4 protein-coding genes are annotated in these 22,081 nt (G+C 65.5%); 2 read left to right on the forward strand and 2 right to left on the reverse strand.

The features are described 5' to 3' along the window. Positions 1-3: 3 nt before the first annotated feature. Both ACWAT4_RS26780 and ACWAT4_RS26785 read right to left on the reverse strand, forming a co-directional pair. Positions 4-17,190: a leukotoxin LktA family filamentous adhesin gene (locus tag ACWAT4_RS26780; protein ID WP_449728495.1), complete on the reverse strand. Its 17,187-nt coding sequence runs from the start codon at positions 17,188-17,190 to the stop codon at positions 4-6. Positions 17,191-17,261: 71 nt separating this feature from the next. Then, positions 17,262-18,026 carry a hypothetical protein gene (locus ACWAT4_RS26785; protein WP_212300533.1) on the reverse strand — a complete coding sequence of 255 codons (765 nt, stop codon included), beginning with the start codon at positions 18,024-18,026 and terminating at the stop codon, positions 17,262-17,264. 287 nt (positions 18,027-18,313) lie between these two features. Here ACWAT4_RS26785 and ACWAT4_RS26790 point away from each other — a divergent pair, with 287 nt between their 5' ends. Continuing rightward, positions 18,314-19,357 carry an ABC transporter substrate-binding protein gene (locus tag ACWAT4_RS26790; RefSeq protein ID WP_212444056.1) on the forward strand — a complete coding sequence of 348 codons (1,044 nt, stop codon included), beginning with the start codon at positions 18,314-18,316 and terminating at the stop codon, positions 19,355-19,357. Continuing rightward, positions 19,354-22,047, forward strand: coding sequence for a hybrid sensor histidine kinase/response regulator (locus ACWAT4_RS26795; RefSeq protein ID WP_449728496.1), 2,694 nt, complete (start codon positions 19,354-19,356; stop codon positions 22,045-22,047). Before ACWAT4_RS26790 ends, ACWAT4_RS26795 begins: the two co-directional genes overlap by 4 nt. The last annotated feature ends 34 nt before the right edge of the window (positions 22,048-22,081 follow it).

Genomic DNA, 22,081 nt, shown 5'->3' on the forward strand with positions numbered 1-22,081 from the left:
GACCTACCACGCCTCCGCGAGGCGACTCATCGCCGGATTCGTCATGGCGCCAATTGCCGCATCCTTCCAGCCCGGGCGACCCGCGCGCTGTCCCTGGCGGCGCAGCTTGCGGATGTCGCTGAGCCCTTCAACGTTCACGGCAGGACCAGACCCGACAGTCTCGACCGGACGCGGCGACAGCAATGCGTCGAGCCGTGCGTGGCCGGAGAGACCGAGCTGGTAGAACGTTCCTGCCCCGCTCTTCTGCGCCAGCCAGGTGTCGATCCTCTCATAGCCTTCGCCATCGACGGCCACGTTGCGCGTCATGCTGGCACCGGTGTAGCCGCTGCAGCAGTCGTGGCTCGAACCGTAATTGGTGACGCTCGCCGAGATATCACCGGTGTAGAACACCACATAGGCGTTGGTGACATTGGCGTTGCCGACCTGGCTCATCGTGAACACGCCGTCCGGCTGGTAGAGCTGGAGCGTCGGCCCATTGCTCGGCGCCGGCGTGCGGTTATTCAGCAGCACCTGCTCGGTCGCCGTGGTGAGTAGGAGCTGGCCCGGCACGTAGCCGTTCAGGATCGTCACGGAGTGCGCGTCGGTCAGGAAGTTCGCGTCGACCACCTTGAACTGGTTGACGATGATGGCGTCCGGATCGATCGAGATATTGGCGTACTTCGCGACACCGCCATTGTAGCCGGTAATGTTCAGGACCAGCGGAATCTGCGGATTCGAGCGGACTTGCTCGCCGTGGACGGTGATGGTGTCGGCAGCGAGGTCGAGCTCCCTGACCACGCTGACCCAATTGATGGTCAGGTCGCCCGACGAGGTCATCCTGACGACGTCGCCGCTGATCCGGTCGAACGAGACCGGTCCGGCCACGTCGAAACGGGTGTCGCCACTGGCCGAGATTGATCCGCCGCGAAGCGAGCCGGTGTCGGACTTGACGATCAGGTTGCCCGCATCGCCCGGGATACCGGTCGTGGTGAGCTGGCTGAAGACGATGTCGTTGACCGCATGCAGGGTCTGCGTGCCGCCGCTGATGGCGGTACCGAGGGTGATCCCTCCGGCCGTCGCAGTGATATCGAGCGTGCCGCCGGCATTGAGATTGTCCCACGTGACGACGGTGCCCTTCAGAAGCGCATTGCCGGTCGAGGCCGTGAGGCTGTGCCCCATGTTGGTGCCCGCGGCGATCAGGCTCGCCGAGCCATTGGCCGAGACAGAGCCCAGCGTCGCCACGCCGCCGGCCATCACGGTCTGCGCGAGGATGAAACCGTTATCCGCATTGACGTTGATGTTGCCGACATCGCCATTGATGCCAGTCGCCGTCAGCACGTTGAAGGTCACGTTGTCGTGGGCATGGATGGTCTGCGTGCCGCCGCTCTGTGCGGTCTGGAAGGTGATGCTGCCCTGGCCCGCAGTCATCCCCAGCGTCGTCGCGACGTTGAGGACGTTCCAGTTGACCGGGCCGCCGGCGGTCAGCAGGCCCGAGCCGGTCGCCGCGGCAAGCGTGTTGCCGGTGATGGTCGTGGCGGCAAGCAGCGTCGCTGAGCCGTTGGCCGAGAGCGTTTGCGCCAGGATGAAGCCGTTGTCGGCATTGACGTTGATGTTGCCGGCATCGCCATTGATGCCCGTCGCCGTCAGCGCGTTGAAGATCACGTTGTCGTGGGCATGGATGGTCTGCGTGCCGCCGCTCTGTGCGGTCTGGAAGGTGATGCTGCCCTGGCCCGCAGTCATCCCCAGCGTCGTCGCGACGTTGAGGACGTTCCAGTTGACCGGGCCGCCGGCGGTCAGCAGGCCCGAGCCGGTCGCCGCGGCAAGCGTGTTGCCGGTGATGGTCGTGGCGGCAAGCAGCGTCGCTGAGCCGTTGGCCGAGAGCGTTTGCGCCAGGATGAAGCCGTTGTCGGCATTGACGTTGATGTTGCCGGCATCGCCATTGATGCCCGTCGCCGTCAGCGCGTTGAAGATCACGTTGTCGTGGGCATGGATGGTCTGCGTGCCGCCGCTCTGTGCGGTCTGGAAGGTGATGCTGCCCTGGCCCGCAGTCATCCCCAGCGTCGTCGCGACGTTGAGGACGTTCCAGTTGATCGGGCCGCCAGCGGTCAGCAGGCCCGAGCCGGTCGCCGCGGCAAGCGTGTTGCCGGTGATGGTCGTGGCGGCAAGCAGCGTCGCTGAGCCGTTGGCCGAGAGCGTTTGCGCCAGAATGAAGCCGTTATCGGCGGTGACGTTGATGTTGCCGACGTCGCCGGCATTGCCGGTGGCGGCGAGCGCGTTGAACGTCACGTTTTGGCTCGCGTGGACCATCTGCGAGCCGCTGGTGCTGGCCGTCCCGATCACGATGCCGCCATTGGCGGTGACGGCGCTGAAGCCGCCGCTCGCGCCCGTCGCCGTGCCCGCCACCACCTGGTCGAGCGTCAGGTTGCCGGTGCCGAGAATGTCGACGTTGCCTTTCGCCGCCGACAGCAGGCTCGCCTCGATGTCGGTGAGAGCCTTCAGGTAGATTGCGCCGTCGGCGGTGCTTGCCGACAGCCGCGCGGCGCTGAGGGCGAGCCGGTTCGTCGTGCTGCCGATGCCGTTCGATGCGTTCAGCGAGACTTCGGCGCCCGAGCCGGACGCGACGAACTTGGTCTGGCCGTCACCATTGTCGATGATCGCGCCGAGCGAAGCGACGCCACCGGCGGTGACGATGATCGACGGCGCGCTGCCGGCCGCGGCGTAGGACAGCGACGAGTTGAGCTGGCCGATCGTCGCATCGCCTGTGGTAGTCGCCGAAATCACGCCGGCCGCGTTGATAGCCGAATAGGCGCCCATCGACAGCGTCCCGGCCACCAGGGTCACCCCGTCAGACGCGCTGGTCGCAACCACAGGCGCCGCGCTGGTGCCGGCCGCAAAGGTCATGCCGCGGTTGGCGAGGAGTTGCATCAAGCCGCCGCTGGTGAGATCGGCATTGATGGTGAGCGCGCCGCGCGCCACGTTCAGCGTCATCGCGCCGCCGGCCGTCAGCGCGCCATAGGGACCGCTGGTGCCGACCGCGAGATCGCCGGTGACGGCGAGAAGGCTGAAGTCACCGCCCGCGGAGCCGGTGACGGCGCCGGAGATATTCACCTGCAGCGGCTGGAAGGTCGAGCCGTTGAAGCCGATGTTGCCGGCGGCGCGCAGATCGAGGTCGGTGCCCAGAATGTGGATCGCGCTGCGGTCGGCAAAGCCGGCCTCGCCATAGATGCTGCCGGTCGCGGCCAGCTGGATCTCGTTGCCGGCCGAGATGTTGCCGAGGATGAGGTCGCCGGTGGTCTGCTTCACATAGATGCCTTGTCCGGACGAGACCTGGTCGAGTTGGTCGTTGCCCGGGTTGGCAAAGGCGATCTGGATTGCATTCGCGTTGTTGGCAGGATTGCTGCCGGCGGTACCGGGTGCGCCGATATTGCCGTGCTCAGCAATGAGGGTCAGGTTGGCGATATCGCCCGAGATCACGGGCACGCCGGTCACGCCGGCGGCAGCGGTGATGCCGGTCACCGCGTCGAGCTTGACGTCGCCGCGGCCGGTCACCTGGATGCCGTTGGCCTGCGCCGCCGTGATCGGGCCATAGCTCGCGGTGACGCCGCCGAGCGTGAGGCTGTTCTTGCTGCCAAGATAGACGTTCGATAGCGCGTTGGCCGAGATCGCGGTCGGGTTGTCGAGCACGACGAGGTTCTGCTGCGACAGACTGACCGTATAAGTCACGACGTGGGTCGTCGGGTCCGTGACCGCGCCGACGGTGAGCTGGCCGGGACCGGCCGATGAGAGCAATGCCCGCTGGTCCGTCGTCAGCTGCGAGGAATCGACGCTGGTGAAGGTGAACGTCTGCGGTGCAGCCGAATTGCCGACCGAACCATGCGGCGCGTAGAGCATGATCTGGTTCGCGCTGATGTTGGCGGCGACGTTCGGATCGATCGGCGGCGGTGCCGCACCGACGGCCGACGACGAGACCGTGTAGGCAAGCTGGCTCTGCGTCCACTGCGCGCCCGCGGTGATGACGCCGTAGACCCGCTCGGTGCTCGCAAGCGTGTAGCTGTAGTGCGCGTTGTAGGCATCAAGCGCCGTCTGCAGCGCCGTATTGGTCGGCAGGCGCTGATCGGAGGTCGCCACGCCGTCGAACAGTTTTGCGAACAGGGTCGACGACAGCGAACTGCCGAACACGGTCGCCAGCGGATCCGCGGGCGCGGTGCCGAGCAAGGTCGTCAGCGAGCTCTTGAGCTGGTCGGTGTTGATCTTTCCGAGCAGGAACTGGTCCCGCAGGAACCGCGTCGTCGCCTCGACCTGCATCTGCGTCGTCGTGACGTTGGCGGGATCGATGCCGAGCTTGGCCGCCACCTGCGCCCGCAGCACCGTCAGGCCGACCGAGGTCGGGTTGTAGGTGCTGCCGTTCGCGAAGGCGATGTTCTTGAGCTGGAAATAGTCGTTGTAGGCCGACGTGACCATCGACTGGTAGCTGTTGACGGCGGCGGTGGCAGGGTTGCCGTTGAGCAGATCGAGATTGGCCCAGACCGACTGGAGATGCGCGCTCTCCGCCGCGGTGATACCGGCGGCCGCCCGGCCGTTCAGGATGCTGGCCTGGTTGCCGTCGGAGCCGGCCGCCTCCAGGAACACCGGGCCGCCGGTCGACTGCACCGTGCCGAGGCGAAGATCACCCTTCGACTGGACGATGTAGGTGCCGGTCGCCGAACTGCTGTCGAGAACGCCGCCGTCGACGGCGCCGCTCGCCTGCACCGTGCCCGTCGCCTGGATCACCAGCGGATTGATGTTGGTCAGGGTGGAGGCGCCGTTGACGACGGCGCTCGTTGCGCCGATCGCCCCGGCGGTGGAGTTGATCTCGATGTTCTTGCCGATCACGACGGGGTTGGCGACGTTGTAGGCGGAGGCCGAATTGATGTCGCCGGTCGCCGACAGGAAGACGCTGCCCTGCGGCGTGGCACCTGCCGAATTCACCTTCACCTGGTTGATCGACAGCGAGCCGATCGCAGAGATCGCGATGTCGCGGTCGATCGAACTGGCCGTCAGGCTGCCGCCATAGATCTGCACCTGGACGGGAGCCTTGTTGGTGCCGAGCGTGCCGATGCCGCCATCGGCCGACAGCGTCACGCTCGTGCCCGAGATCACCGGGTTGTTGGCGTTCGCGGCGACCGTGATGGACGAGTTGGCGCCGGTGGCGTTGAACGTCGTCGTGCCCTGAAGGTTGTTGATCGACCCGTTGATGACGATGCCGGAGGTCGAATTGACCACGACGTCGCTGCTCCCGCCACCGGTGAACTTGATGTTGATCGGGTTCGACGCCTTGACCGTGTTGGTCAGCGTGAGCGTCAGGTGATCATAGATCGCCTGGTACCAGTTGAACTGGGCGTCCGCGCCGCAGCACTTGTCGGCGTGGGTGTTGAGCGGAATGATGTTGCCCTGCGCGTCCACGCCGGCCGCCCAGTGATAGCTGCCGGTGGCGGTCGTCACCTTCTGGTAGTTGCTGCTCTGCGTGCCCGAAACCAGGCTGGTCGCGCGGGTCCAGCCCGCCGGCGTGAACGCCCAGCCGTAGTCGAACTGCGTGCTGGTCGGCGAACGCTCCACTGTCGCGGTGTCGACCCACTGATAGAGCATGTTCTGCTGCGTCGCGTACTGGATGCCTGCCGTACCGGTCCGAGCTGCAAGCATCGAGGCGTCGAACGCGTTCGCGGTGACGCTGTTGACCTCGTACTTCGACACTTGCTGGTTGCTCGCAGCCTTGGGATCGTAGACCCACCACGTCGTCTTGCTCTGGAGCTGATCGACGATCTCGACCACGCTCTGGGCGCTGGCGCCGGTGTTGATGGTGTTGGTGACGAGCTGGAGTCCGCTGGTGTTGTTGACCTTGATCGTGCCGGCGCCGCCCTTGATCTCGATGTTGCCCTGGGTCTGGGTGTTGTCGGTCGAGGTCGAGATGATCTTGCCGTTCAGATAGACGTAGCCGCCCGCGCCCTGCACCACGCTGTTCATGACGAGCTGGTCAGTGAGAGCGTTGTACTTCACCCCGATCTTGGTGTCGCCGCCGACCTGCGTCGTCACAGAGCCCGATACGTCGTAAAAGACGCCGTTCCGCGCATTGGCCTGGGCCGCGGCAAAGTCCGCTCCGTTATTGCGGTTCTTGAGGCCGTTGGCGCCATAGATGGCATCATACGCCGCGGCGCCGATGTCGACCGAGTAATTGCTGCTCGAGCCGGCCTGGATGGTGCCGTTGATGTTGATCACCGACGCCGAGATGATGACCGCCTGGCCGGTGATGGTCCGGGTGGCTGTCGCGGTGGCCGGCGCATCCGCGGTCTTCGGCGTGATCGCATCCGGCTGGATGTTGATGACCTGGAAGAAGCCCGAGCTGTCGCAGGCTGACGCACAATTGAACGGCGTCTTGTAGGGACCGCTATCCGTGTAAACGTTGCGGCCGTCATAAGTCGTTTTCTTCCACTGCGCGAGCACGACATTGGTCGAGGTCGACGACTGCCCCTCGATGATCTTGAGCGTATTGATGTCAGGAACGCTGCCGGCGTTCTCATTGCCGTTGCCGGGCGCGCCATGGCCCACCGGCAGGAAGATCGACGAATAGAGCGAGGTGCCGTCGTAGTACGTCATCAGCATGCGCGCGGTGAAGATCGTGCTGGCGTCGGCGTTGGCGACCGGCTGATACACGCCGTGGACGCCGTCGGCGCAGCAATAATAGAAATACGGATGATCCCCGCCCGAGGCGATATGCGGAGCGGACGCGTAATCGCCGTAGGCGCCGAGATAGGTCGCCGCCGTCATCACCGCCGTCAGCGCGTCTGTCGGACGGTCCTCGGTCGTTTCCCATTGCGAGGTGACCGCGCTGCTGCTGTCGTAGAAGCTCCCGATACCCCCGAGGAAGGTGAACGTGCCTTTGGGCACCACGATCTGGACGGTTGCCGCGCTGAGCGACTCCGACGCGACGACGCTGCCGAGATTATTGATGATCTTGAGCAGGCCGTTCGCGTTGTTGACGGCGCCGTTGAAATAGATGTCGGGCGTGCGGGTCAGCACGTTGCCGTTCTGGTCGATGCCTTGACCGCTGTCGGGATCCAAACGGTTGTAGGTGGCCGAGACGTCGATGACCGGCGTCGCGCTCGGCATCGCGGTGAAGGTCACATTGGAATGCGAGTCCGGGTCGACATGGTCGATCTGGCGGTAGGTGATATTTCCTCCGGTCACATCGGTGACCGTAAGGTTGCCCAGGCTCATGAAATCGAGGCCCTTGTTCTCGATCTTGATCAAGGGCGAGCTGCGCGCGATGACGGCGGGCGCTGCGGGATTCGAGCCGCTGTTTCCGGTCAGCTTCTGCGCCAGGATCGAGACGTTGCCGGCGGACACCAGCATGTCGCCGAACGCGAAGGCGTTGCCGGGCGCGTCGGAGGTGAACGGCGCCTGCTTGATCAACGTGTCGATCTGGCGCTGGATGTCGCCGGTCGGATCGGTGCCGGACGGCGACATGCTGGCAGGCGCCGCGGGCGTCGCCGCCGCGAGCTGGGAGCGAACTTGCGCCGCGGTCAGGCCGGTCAGCGTCGCCAGCTGGTTGACCACCAGCTGGTAGGGATTGAAGTTGCCGACGATGGTGTACTGGACCGCCTGGTGGTTCCAGCTCATCACCGGGCTCAAGTGATTGACGTCGGAAACGGACTCGAGGGTCAGCTCGGAGTAAGGGCTGGTCGTGCTCAGGGTCGGCGCGCTCGCGCCGAGCTCGATCGTGACGGTCAGGTCGTTGTTGATGCCCGCCACCACCAGACCATTGAGTGCGACATCACCGGTTCCGCTGGTGTGGCTGTGGTTGTCGCTGTTCTTGGCGCTGAAGATGTCCAGATACGGATTGTAATTGCTGCCGTTGCCGGCGGCCGTGACCTGCCCCTGTGTCGCACCGAGGTAAATGTTCTGCACGCCGAGCACGCTCGAGGTGTTGGCGAGCGTCAAGCTCGTGGTGTCGTCGGCATTGGCCGTGCCGCGGTAGAGCGTGGAGATCGGAACGACGGTGTTGTTGTAGACGACGGTGGTCGCCGTCGCCTGCACGCTGCTGAAGGCGCTGCCGTCGCCCGCGAGACCGGCGTAGATGGTGATGTCGCCCCAGGCCTCGACCTTCGCGTTGTTGCCGACGTTGACCGCCTGGGTGGCGTGGACCCAGGTGTTGGTGCTGGCGCCGACGCCGGCGATCGCGCCGTAGAGGCTGGCGTTGGCATTGTTGGCCGCCGCCATCTTCGCAGCCGTGCCGACATAGATCTTGCCGGCGCTGAAGAGCTCGCGGGCATTGATGTTGACCTGAAGTGTGGCGTTCGCGATCATGTCGGACTCGGCGCCGCCGCCGGCAAAGAAGCTCGCCGTAGCCAGGCTCACCGTGTCGTTCGTATTCAGCGTGTTGTAGGCCTCAATGTTGATCACCGCGCTCGATGTCCGCGGATCGTCGTTGAGGCTCAGGACGGTCCCGGCGTCGATATTGGTGGTGACGGTCTGGGTGACGGTCGAATTGCTGAGCGCCGCGGCACCCGCGAACATGCCGCCTGAGCCCGACCGCGCGCCGCCGCCGGCCTGATTGACGATGTCATTGGAGATGACATCCATGTTGCCGCCGGCGGAGTTGATGATCAGGTGCGTACCGACCTCGGCGGTCGTATCCGTGGTGACGGTGTTTTGCGCGCTGCCGCCGGAGACGCCGGCGGTGGAGGCCTGATAGGCATCGCCGCTGGCGCCATAATTCGCGGTGTGCTTGGCGCTGATGTTGAGACCACCAAAAAAGAGCGTGTTGTCTGTCCCGTTGCCATCCATCCGCGCCTGGGTGGTCGCAGTCGAGCTGGTGGTCGCCACCGCCGCGGCACCAGCATAGGTGCCGCCTGCGCCGACGACAGCATTTGCGGCGTTGACATCGACGCCGGTCGCGGCGATCCGGAGAACACCGGTGTTGGTCGCCGACGTGATCGCGCCCGCCCCGAGATAGGCGTAGGTGTGCGCGCTGGACGAGACCTGCGCGACGCTCGCGCCCAAGGCCAGGAAGCCGGACGAAAGGCCGGTCGCCTCCGCGTACTGGGCGCTGTCGTTTTCGGCTGCAATGGTCACGTTTGCGTTGGGAAGCGTAATTCCGGTCCCGCCATAGGCATTGACTGTCGCGTTCTCCGAAGCCTTGGCGTAGCTGCCCTGGGCACCGATCAGCGATCCGCCGCCGCCTGCGAGTGCCCAGGCGTAGGTCGTCGTGCCGCCTGTCGGGACCAGCGCCATGGCGGCCACGGAGACCGCGCCGCCTGAGAAGATGGTGTCGTTGCCGATATCGGCCGTGACCTGGGCCCCGACCGTCGACTGAGCGACGGCGACGCCGACCGCACCGCCGCCGACCGAAACGCCGATCGCGCTGCTCGACAAATTGGGCGTGATCGACGCCGACACCAGCGTGCCAACCCCGGTCGCGGATGTCGCGATCGTGGCGCCCGCGCCGATCTCGGCGGTCACGCTCGAATTCTCGTGGGCCTCGGCGTCCGCACCGACGCCTGCGACGATACCGCCGCCGAGCGCCGTTGCCGTCGTCGTCAAGGTGCCCGCACCTTGCGCACCGACCCCGAGCGTCGAGGTGTTGATGTTGGCCCCCTGCAGCACATCTGCCGAGACCGTGCTAGACCGGCTTGCCGTCGAGACCGAGGCGCCGACCGCCGCGGCGCCGGCGGTGACACCGCCGGTGAAGACGATCTGGGTCGTGGAATCCTGCGCCATCACGGCGACGCCGGCGCCGCCCGTTCCGGTCACGGAGCCGCCGAGCTCGGCCTTCACGTGATTGGAGACATTGCCGACCGCCACCGCGGCATCCGCGCCGAAGTAAAGTCCGGCTCCGCCCGCGATCGCCTCGGTGTTGATGGTCTGGCCGCCGTAGGCACCGCCGCTGGCGTCCTTGACCACCGCCGCCACCATGATGGACGGCGCGGCGACCGCCGAACTCAGATTGGCCGTCACATTGCTGCTGACACTGGTGTAGCCGATGCCGGCACCGATGCCGACATTCTTGCCGAAACCGGCGCCGAGCAGGTACATCTTGGTCGCGTTGGCGCTGGTGGCGGCGACATTGACCTGCTGCGTGGTCGCGACGCTGCCGCCCGCGATCTGCGCGGTGACACCGTCGGAGCCGCCGGCCAGCACGGTGCTGACATCGTAGGTCGACGTGACGTGGGCGTTGTTCGGATCGCCGGCGGTGCCGCTCGCGACCGCATCGCCGCCGTGCGAATTGCTGGTGCTGTTGTTGACGGCCGTGATGGTGCCGTTGTTGTGGCCGTTGCTGTCGCGCTGGTCGAGCTGCCCGGTTTCCTGCTGCTGCGTATCTGCATCGGCCGTGTTGGCGCCGATGATGATGACGCCGACCGCAGCGCCGATGCCGACGCTGCCGCCAACGCCCGCGGTGACCGCGTAAGACAACACTTCCTTGGTGCTGAGCGCGCCGACATTGATCGCGCCGGAGGAGTTCAGGTCGCTGTTGTTGATTTCCGCAGTGGTCTGGCTCTTGAAGACGAGCACGTTGGCGGCCGCGCCGATACCGACGCCGGAGCCGCTGGCGCCGATCGCGATCGCGCCGGCGATCTCCTTGATCTCGACGTCCTCATTCGCGCCGACGGTAACCGCGCCGGCCGAACCACCCGCCGGCGAGCGCAGCGTGGTGTCGTAGACACCGGCGATGGTGGTGTTGTTGGCGATCTCGATGTTCGCCATGCCGGCGATCGCGGCCGAGCCGGTCGCGAGCGAGCCCCCGACCGAATAGGCCTGGAAACGGTCGACCGTGTTGGCCTCGACGTCGAGCGCGCCGCTGAGATTGAGCGCGGTCGTGTGGGTCGAGCTGCCGCCGTGATAGGCAAATTCGTCGCCGACATAAGCCTCGGTCCGGTTCGCCGAGACCTGGACCAGGAAGGCTGCGGAGACCGCGGCCTGGCTGCCATAGGCCGCCGAGCCGCCGGCCGAGTAGATCGCGGTGGTGTCATAGGCATTCACGGTGAGCGACGACGCCGTCATCCCTCCGCCGTCGACATAGGCCTCGGTGGTCGCCGTGAAGACGTTCAGGGCGACCGAGCCCGTGTTAAAGCCGACGCCGATCGAGGACGCATCCTGCTCGGCATTGGCCTTCACCGTGACCGCGCCGGCCGTTGCGGTCGTCGTCGACGACAGGCTGCCCACGGTCGCGTTGGTGATTGTGGCCATCGTGGTGCGCGACATCGTCGTCGAGATGACGGTCGCGCCGCCGCCGCCGGTGCCGGTCGGCGGCACGATGCCGGCGCCGAACGCGCCGGAATAGGAGAAGCTCGAGGCCGCGACGTCGATCTGCGGCAACAGACCGGCACTGGTCAGGCGCGTATCGATGCTGGCGCCGTCGATGTAGGCCTTGGTCGACCCGCTCAGCACCGAAGTGATCGGGTTGATCATGATGGAGATGCCGGTGCCCGCAGCAACCGTCATGACGTTGGTGACGACCGCCTGGTGCGAGCTCGCGACCACGGCGAGGCCCTTCACAATATCCTGGGTCTCGCTCAGGTCGGGCGTATTGTCGGTCGGTGCCTGGAAGCCGCTGAGATCGCTCGCATGCGCCAGCGTGCCGCTGTTGACCGACAGCGTGTCGGTGGTGCTGGTTCCGAGCGCATCGACCTTGGTGTTGGGTCCGCTGATATAGGCCGAGGTGCTGCCGGTGATCTGGTTCGTCACCATCGAGCCGGCGCCGCCCGCCGGGCCCTTGGAGATCGAGAGCGCACCGGCGGACACGACCACGTTGTCGTTATTGCCAGCGATCACCGCTACGTTGTTGTTCGCCTTGACGTCAGCGCCGCTGGTGATGCCCAGCGCAGCGCTGCCGGTGATGCTGGCGGTGACGTTGGTGCCCATCAAATTGGTGGCAACCGAACCCGCAAGCCCGACCTGCGACGAGATAGCAATACCGACCGCAACCGTCGAGATGGTGGCGTTCGAGCTCGCGTCGACGGCAACGGTGCCGGTCGAGGCCACTTTCGTGCCGGTGATGCCGGCGTTGACATTGTTTGCGATGTTGCTGTTGACCAGCGACAGGCCCGCAGCGGAGCCACCGCTCGGCGCAATCGCGGCGACCGCGGCCGAGCCGGTGATGCTGGAATTGTCGGCAGCGCTGACCGTCACGTTGCCGCCCGACACCGTCGAATTCACTGAATTCGACAGGCTGTTGCCGATGTTGGCCGAGACAGTGTTCGTGATCGAGCTGATCGTCAGGGAGGCAGTACCGGCGAACTGCCCGCTGGCTCCGCCGATGCCGAGAGCGACCGACTGGATCGACGAGGAGTCAGTTGCGCTCACGTTGACGCGGCCGATCGTCGTCATCTGCACGTTGGCGATGTAGGCCGAATGCGTCGTCGCGATGGTATCGTAGACCAGCGAAGCGCCGATATCGTTCTTGGCGGCCTCGATGACGCCGGCAACGGAGATGATTCCTCCGCCAGGTCCGCGACCAATACCTCCATTGAGCGCAGCCCCGCTGAAGTCGACGCAGTTCTGCCCTCCGGTGCCGCCGTGGGTCGTACAGGTGTCCGACGCGAGGAGCCCGTTGTTCGACGTCTTGACCAGATTTCCGAGTGCAGTGTCCAACGCCGACACGTCGCCGCTGTCGGCGATAACGCTGACGCCCCCGACATTGATGCTGACCGTCGCGCCGCTGTCGATATAGGCCGTCGTGGTCGGCGAGATCTCGTCGACCACGATGGCACCGGTCAGCGAATTGCCGTTCGTCGATGCGCCGCCCGATGCCGCGCCGGCCGCGATCACGCTGGCATTGTCGGCGAGCACCTGCAGCGTGTCGTAATTGGAGATCGAGCTCGAGAGGATGTGGGCGTCGGTTGCCTTCCCGCTCGTGGGATCAGAGATCGAAGCATAGGTCAGCGCGATACCGACACCCGCCTTGCCACCCGAGAAATAGAGGACGCCGCCGCCGATCGCGATATTCGTGGTCTGGTAGGCGTCGACCTCGAGGGTGCGGTTTACAACGCCTGTCCGGCCCGTGACGGTCGAGTTCTCGATATAGGCATTGGCGCTGTCGGTGATGATGCCAACCGAGGCCGACAACGAGGCGGAATTGGCCTTCGATCCCGAGATGCCGAGCGCGACGACGGTCTCCGAGCCGCCGTTGAGCGCCATAACCTTCACTGTATCCTGATTGTTCAGCGCGGTGTTGTAGATGTAAGCGAGCGTGTTGTTGCTGGACATCGCCGACGCGATGGCGCCGCCGACGGCCACGCTGGTCGATCCCTCGCTTCCGGCCATGTTGGCCGCAGCCGAGCCGGAGCCGTTGTCAAGAATGGTGTCGTTGAGCGCCTGGACGAGGGTCTTGGTGCTGACCAGGCTCGTCGTGGTGTATTTGTCGATCGTCCCGGCGTTCTTGATGTAAGCGCTGGTGCCGAGCGAGACGTCGCTCACCGACGAACTGCCGGCGAGATCGATGCTGAAACCGCTGGTGCTCGATCCGGACTTCCCTGAGACCTGGCTTGCACCGGCTGTAATGCCGGCAGTCCCCCCGGTTGCGGCCGTCGTGACTGCCTGCGCCTTGGTCGCGAAGCTGGACACGCCCGGCTCCGAGATCGCAGCCGCGACCGAGGCCGCCGTGATGCGCCCCGACGTCGTCGCGGAAATGATCAGATTGTCGGCATGGACCGAGCCGGTGCCCCCGCCGGTTCCGGAGAACGGATCATCGACGTTGAACGCGCCGCCGCGGATATCGTTGCTGTTGTCGCCGATATAGGCCGCCGTGTCGGCGGTCGCGCCGAGATAGGCGACGGCGAGACCGACCGCCGAATTGGCGCCGATCGAGACCGCGCCGGCAATCGACAACATCGACAGGTCCTGCGCGGCATAGACGTTGACGGTCGGCGCCGAAACCGTGGCCCCCGCCCCGATCGACGCATGGGTCGTGTTGTCGACCAGCGCCATCGACGTAATGCCATTCAGTGCCAGCGAACCCTGCGCCTTGCCCGACGTCGGCGCGACACCGAAGAACTGGTCGGTGGTGAGCGCTTCGACGGAGATGTTGTCGCTCGCTGAGACCGTCGCATTGGCGGCAACACCGGCGATCGTGTTGTTGGAGAGCTGGACCAGATTGAGCGAGCCGCCGAACGACGAGCCTCCGGACGTATTGCCGATCCAGCCGAACGTGCCGATGTTGCCGGCGACGTCGATCGAGGCGGTATAGGAGCTCGCCGTGACGGCGAGCGTTGCGTCGAAGGCCTGGGTGCCGTTGTTGAGATTTGCCGTCCACGCGCCACTGCCGCACGACGCGACGGTGCAGGTCGCAGTCAGGTTTGCGGCGGTCGCGACCCACGCCGTGGTGTTGTTGTGGACGATGAAATTGTTCAGCGAACCGGAAATTCCGAGCGTATCGCCAGCATCCGCGCCTGCGTTCGCGTAGCTGGTGATGATGTTGCCGCTGACGCCAAGGCTGCCGTTGAGATGGCTGATCACGTCGGTGAGCCCGGCCCATTGGGTCCAGGTGTTGGTGATCGGCATCGACGTGTTTGCGGCGACGCCGATGTTCGGCGCGCTGATCGTGACGCCGTCGCCGATATAGGCATTGGAATTGTGGGTGTAGGTGCCCCACGCAACGGCGGCGCTGATCGCGTAGGACTGGCCGTTGATCGGGCTCGAGGTGATCGCCGCCGTCGTCGAATTGTTGCGCACGCCGATATCGGTCACGTCGGAGACAACGGCGACGTTGCCGGTCGTGTAGATCGAGGGCGCGCCGCCGCTCGGATTGGTCGCGATCGCCGCGGTGGCGTTTTCGGTGCTGTTGGCGAGTGTAAGGGCGCCGGAGGCCTTGAGGTTCAAATCGGCCGTGATCAACGTGCTGGTCATCTGCGACACGATGATACTGGTCGGTGCAGAGCCGACGGCCGCGACACCCTGCAGGCCCGCGATCAGCGTGGGCGTGCCGGTGATGGTCGATGCCATGGTCGAGTTCGACGTGGTGTTCGAGACGGCATTGACCGTCACCGGACCGGTCATCGGATTGGCGCTGGTTCCCAGCGATGATCCCAGCGTGGCGTTGGCCGAGGTGTTGATGTTGCTCATCGCCATCGCGCCGCCGACATTGCCGTTGAGCGCGGGATTATCCAGCGCGACAGATGTCGCAGATGTCGAGAAGCTGTTGTTGTTGGTCGCGTAGATGGCGAGGCCGCCGGCCGAACCGCTCGCCGTTCCCGCACTCAGATGGGCGCCGGTCTCGACATTGGCGTTGGTCGTCACCGAGGCGTTGGAATAGGCGAACGTTGCCACCACGGCCGCGCTGGTGGTTGCTGCGATTGCAGCGACGTTCACCGTGGCGTTGTTGGTGGAGGTGATGTTCAAGTACCCGCCGGCGTTGATCGTCGCACCGTTTGCGACGTTGGCGGAGACGTTACCGATGACGTTGCCGACCACGGCCGAAGCGCCGAACGGAAGACCACCGCCAATCGTGGAGGCAAGCACCGGATCCGCTGCCGTTTCCGACCCGGTCGCGGTGATCAGGACGTTACCGCTCGCGGAAATGTTGGCATGACCGTTGATGGCAACGTTGGCCGTCGCGCTCGCGGCGACATAGCCGGCATTGACGCCGAGGTTCAGCCCCGCAACGGACTCGCCGAGCATCGCGAAATCTCCGGCCACCGAGCTCAACATGTTCGACACGGCCGTCGAGGTCGCGCCGATGTTGATGTTTCCGCCGGTGATGATGCCGTCAACCGTGATGCCGGTGGTCGCATAGGCGTGGCCGGACACCAGGGTCTGACTTGCCGTCGCAGCGAGGGTGACGCTGCCGTCGGTGTAGCTTGTTCCGGAATTGACCGCCTGGGCCAGAATTTTCGCGCCGCTGACGATGTTGATCGTTTTCGCGTCAAGCTCGACATTGTTGGCGTTACCGGTCGAATGACCGTTGACGTCGAGACGGCGGGCATCGATCAGCGCGTGCGCGGCGAGCGTGATCGAATTGTCCGCCTGCACGACATAGGTCGCACCGGCGCTCAGCGCCGCGATCGCGTTGGCGACGGACGTGTTCGACAGGGTCACGCCGGTGTCGCCCTGCCCCGCATCGCCGATGACCACATCGGTCGGGTCGATCAGCAGCGTGCCCGCCTTGCCGATCGGCGCGCTGAGATTAATGGAGACGCCGCTGCCGATATCGATGACGCCGTTTCCGCTGAGCTCGACCAGGCCCGCATTGCCCGCCTTCGAGCTGGCACTGATCGCCGCACCGCTCTTCACGGTCAGGTCGTTGCCGGCCTTGACGAGGATGCCACCCGCATCACCCGTCCTGCTCGCAGTCGTCAGTTTCGCATTCTTGCCGATCTCAGCGTTGTTGCCGGCCACGACCGCAATCGTGCTCGGCGTCGTGGTCTTGCTGCGCGCCGTCAGACGTCCGTTGACCGTGGCGTTGTTGACGGCGCCGATATGGATCGAGCCGTTGCTCACGGTGATGGCGCTGGCGCTGCGCAGGCCCTTCGAATTGACGGAGGCGGCGAACTTCGCAGCGTGGTCGAGATTGGCGATGTCGCGCTGGCTCGCGCCGCCGACGAGGACGTTCTGCCCGGTGAGGCGGACGCCGTCGATGGCGTTGATCCGGCCGTAGATCCTGACATTGCCGTCCGGCGAGACCGGGAATGAGCCCGCCATCAGATTGCCGACCGCCGTGCCGTTGATCGCCCCGCCCGGGCCGATCAGGCTGTCGGTGAACTCGCGCGTCGGCGTCGAGACGTTGAGGCTGCCGACATTCACCGTGCCGGAACGGCCGACGACGAAGCCCTTGGGATCGGCGAAATAGACGTTACCGCCGATGGCGCCGTTCACGTAGGAATTCAGCGTGCCGTTGACGTAGACCGGCGCATCGCGAACGATGTTGACGAGGTTTTGCGTGCCGGTCGGCAGTTGCAGATTGACGGTGTTGCCCTGCCCGACGCTGAACTGCGAGAACGAGTTGAAAGCGTTGACGCCCGAGACCGTCGACGTCGTAACGTTGGTGACGCTGCCCGAGGTCTGCAACGACGTACCGGTCCGTCCGTCAGGAACGATGACGTTCGTCGTCTGCGCCTGAAGGCGGACGCTGAACACCGGCAGGAAGACCATCTGCATGGCGCAGAGCAGCGACATCGAGCGGAAGCCTGCAAGTCCCTGCAGCATCCGCTCGTTGTTGGCTCGCTTCGCAGATGGTCCGCGCATTTCAGATCCTCTTCATCGGCATTGACGCCGATCCACAACCGGGTGGGAGAATGGCGTGAGATCGTCCGTGATCAGAACTGGCCCGGCGGAAGCTTGAAGACGTCGGGGCTCTTGGCATCGGCCACGTAGAACAGCAGCAGGCTCGTCGGCGTGAGCACGCGCTGGTTGTTCTCCTTGTTCTCGAACGTGCCCTGGAGCAACAGGATCACCGAACGATCCTTGGCGTCGCTGCCACGGAACATCACGATGCCGCCGTTGACGGGCATGTTGACCGCGATGGAGTCGGGCTTGAACCCTTCGCTGAGGAAGTGCGCGCGCAGGATATTGGCGTTGGAGAACAGCTTCTCCGCCGTCAGTGCCGGATCCGTGCCTTTGGACCAGACTGCGCCGATCTGGATCAGCGACTTGGACTTGTAGCCGAACACATAGGAGAGCTCGGCGGTGCCGCCGTTCGGCAGCAGTTCCGGAACAGAGAGCAGCACGCTGTGGGTCAGCTCGGACGGGTTGTCCTGCGACTTGACCGCGTCGGCCTTCGGGTTGAAGTCCTTGGTGATCGCCGCGCGCACGTCGGTCTCGTTCATGCCGAACCTGGCGGAGCGGAAGCCGTCGATTGCCTTGGTCTTGTCGTCAGCGGCGGTTGCTTCGCCCGCTGCTGCGGGTGCCGCAGCAGCCGGAGCGGCGGCGGCCGGCGACGGCCCTGCCGCGACCGCCTTCGGCGCCGGCGCGGCCTTCTGCTTGGGCGCTACACCCTGCTGGGTGCCTTGTGCCGCCAGCGGCCCGGCCGCAACGTTGGTGAGAAGGCCGACAAGGGCCGGGACGAGGTAGATTTTGCGCATCGTAGACCTTCGAAACAAACCTGAAACAACGGCTCAAAAATCGGCAGTTACTGGATCGGCCTCCCCGATCCGTCACCGCAACCGAGACGGAAAATGTTGCGATGCCGGAAGGCCATGCAAAGCGTCTCGGAGCAGACATCGATCGAAACAGCGATTCTCGTAGCAATACGGTATCGGGCTGCGCATGGCTGCGAATGAACATTCACAGGCCGGGTTTTTTCCTCAATTGTGGTCGCCAGGCTTTCGCGTTATGCACAGGGACAGAGGCAATTTTTGCGAAACATTTCATGATTGAACGGCCAGCTTCTGCCCGCGTTGTGCCGGCGGTCGCCCGCCGCGATTTCATTCGCCTTGCGGGCGCAACCGCCGCGGGATTTCTTGCGCTGGGCTCAACGCCGGATCGCATGCGAATCGTCGCCACGATCACCAGCCTCTCGCTCGACGACGAGCTGACCAAGCGGAGCATGACCGAAGCTGCAACCACGCGGCTCGGCGGGCTCATCGCGGGCTTGCGGCAGCGCGGCTGGGTCGAAGGGGTGAACTACCGTTTCGAGATCCGCTCCAGTTTCGGCGGACCGGACAAGATAAAGATCGCGGTGCAGGAGCTCATCGATCTCAAGCCGGACGTCATCCTGACCGGCTCGACTGTCGAAACTGCGGCCGTCATAGCGGCCACCAAGACCATCCCGATCGTTTTCGCGACATCCAACGATCCGATTGGCAACGGCTTCGTTCAAAGCCTCGCGCACCCCGGCGGCAACGTCACCGGCTTCACCAGCAGCACCGCCGAGATGGGCGGCAAATGGCTCCAGCTGATCAAGGAGGCCGTGCCGGATATCGAACGCATCGGCGTCCTGTTCAATCCGGTGAGCACCCCTCGTGGCGGGCGCTACTACCTCGACTCCATCGAGCAGGAGGCAGGCGTTTCGGGCCTGACCGTCGTCCAGGCGCCGGTCGGCACGGCCGCCGAAATCGACGGCACGATCGGCCGCTTCGCCAAGCCCCCCAAGGCGGCGATGATCTCGCTCGTCGACAGCTTCCTGGTGGCGAACCGCCAGGCGATCATCGCGGCAACGGCGAAGTATCGCGTGCCCATGATCTATCCGTTCCACTACTTCATCGACGCGGGCGGGCTGATGAGCTACGGGCCGACGTTGGAGGTCAGATCGGCCGATTACGTCGATCTCATCCTGCGCGGCACCAGGGCCGGCGATCTCCCGGTGCAATCGCCGCGCAAATACGAGCTGTTGATCAACCGCACCGTCGCCAAGGCGCTTGGATTGACGATCCCGTTCACGCTGCTCGCCCGCGCCGACGAGATCCGCGAGTGAACGAGACGACCGACCAGGGAGATTTGCGGACGCCTCCGGGCAGGCTGTTCCGCAAGTATCTCTACTCGATCGTCGCCCTCGCCTTCGCGGCGCTGGCGATCAACACTGCCTTCGACGTCTGGTTCTCCTATCGCGAGCAGAAGCAGCTTCTCGCGGCGACCCAGCGCGAGCAGGCCGCGAGCGCAGCCATTCAGATCGGCCAGTTCATCGGTCAGATCGAAAACCAGATCAGATGGCTCTCGCGCCTGCCCGCGGAGCTGTCGACCAACGAAGACGATCGTCTCAACGCCATCCGCCTGCTGCGCCTCTCGCCCGCGATCGCCGAGCTGACCGAGCTCGATGCACAGGGCCGCGAGCGAGTGCGCGTGTCGCGCCGCGTCGCGGACAGGATCGGCAGCAACGCCGATCTGTCCGCCTCGCCTGCCTTCCGCGGCGCCAATGAAAGCCGGGCCTATTACGGACCGGTCTACTTCTTCGGCGACACCGAGCCCTTCATGACGCTCGCGACCCGCGGGGCCGGCCGCGAGCCCAACGTGATCGTTGCCGAGGTCAATCTGCGGTTCATCTGGGACCTCGTCGCCGGGATCAGGGTCGGCAACACCGGCAAGGCCTATGTGGTCGATCGCATGGGCGTGCTGATCGCGCATCCCGATTTGTGGCCGGCGCTGCAACGGAGCGATCTCTCCGGGCATCCGGACGTGCGCGCCGCGCTCGACGGCGTCGGGCCGCCCTCCGGCGGCCTCGTCAAGGAGGATTTTTCGGGTCAGCGGGTGCTATCGACCTATGCGACGGTTCCCTCGCTCGGCTGGCTGGTCTTCGTCGAGCTTCCGCTCAGCGAAGCCTACGCACCGATCTACGCTTCGATCGGACGGTCGACGCTGCTGCTGATCCTTCTCCTGGCTTTCGCTGCCCTGGTGTCGCTCTGGATCAGCCGCCGGATGACGGTGCCGATCCAGATGTTGAGCCAGGGCGCACGGCGGATCGGCAGCGGCGACCTCGAATTGCGGCTTTCGATCCGGACCGGCGACGAGCTGGAAGCGCTCGGCGACCAGTTCAACCGGATGGCCGCTCATTTGCGCGAATCCTACGCGACACTCGAGCGCAAGGTGATCGAGCGCACCTCCGAGCTCGAGAAGGCGCGCGATCACGCCTTTGCCGAGCACGATGCCGCCGAGCGCGCGCGCAGCGCAGCAGTTGCGGCCAACGAAACCAAATCGCGCTTCCTTGCCGTCGTCAGCCACGAGCTGCGCACGCCACTCAACGGCGTCATGGGGGTGCTGCAGCTGCTTGACGACGGCAAGCTCAGTGAGCTGCAGCGCCGCCACCTCGCGACCGCGGCGGCGTCGGGGGAAACGCTGATCGCGCTGGTCGACGCCATTCTCGAATATGCGCGCCTGGAAGCCAGCACTGAGGCGCTGGAGACGCGCGACTTCCGCCTCGGCCAGCTGATCGAGACGGCTGCCGATCTGATGCGTCCACAGGCCTTCGGCAAGGGACTGACCTTCGACCTCGACCGCGACGCGACGGTCAACATCTCCGTGCACGGCGATCCCGTGCGGCTCAATCGCATCCTGCTCAACCTGATCGGCAACGCCATCAAGTTCACGCCGAGCGGCGGGATCGCGCTGAAGGCGACGGCCGAGCGGCACGGCGACCATTTGCGCCTCGGCATCACCGTGCGTGACACCGGCATCGGCATCGCGCCCGACATGCACGAGCGGATTTTTGAGGACTTCGTGCAGGCCGACGACAGCATCGCGCGGCGGTTCGGCGGCACCGGCCTCGGACTTGCGATCGCACGCCGCCTCACCCGGCTGATGCGCGGCGAGCTCACGGTGGAGAGCACGCCGGGCGCAGGCAGCGTGTTCACGCTGCTCGTTCCGCTCGGTCAAGCGGCCAACGGCATCGCGCAAGGAGCGCTGCCGCTGCCATCGCGGCAGCTTCGCGTGCTGCTGGTCGACGACGATCCGATCAATTGCGAGGTCGGCGAAGCGATCCTGCAACGGCTCGGCCACCGCGCCGTGATCGCAAGGAACGGCGCGGAGGCGGTCGCGCTTGCCCGCGACCAGGCGTTCGAAATCATCCTGATGGATCTGCACATGCCCGACATGGATGGTGTGGAGGCGGCCGCGCGCATTCGACGGCTCCCGCTGCAGCCGATGCCGCGGATCATCGTCGTGACTGCCGACGTGTCGCGCGGCACCCGCGAACGGCTCACGGCCGCGGGCATCACCAAGGTCGTCGGCAAGCCGATCCTGATCGGTGCCCTTCGCGAGGCGATCGAGGACGAGCCCGAACACGGCGCCGCCGACGCGCCGCTCGAAACCGGCGCGTTGATCGACCGCTACTTCCTCGACGACCAGAAGGAGTTGCTCGGCGCCGCGCAAATCACCAAGCTTCATGATCTGCTGGACCAGACCGGCCAATGGCTGATCGCCGACATCACTGCGGCGGCCTCGAGCGGCGATCACAAGCAGGTTGCGCGATCCGCGCACCAGCTCGGCAGCGCCGCGAGCGCGCTCGGCCTGGTCCGGCTGTTCGAACGCTGCCGTGACATCGAGCTGACGGCACCGACGATGTCACCCCACGAATGCCAGGATGCAGCGCGCGAGCTCGCCGCGCTTCGCGAGGCCTCGATGGGCGCGCTGGACGAACTGCTTGCGCCCACCGAGCCGCGCCCGGTCAGCTAGCCCCCGAGACGCCGCGAGCGCTTTGGCTTGGGTT

This window comes from Bradyrhizobium sp. T-1 (assembly GCF_053592855.1).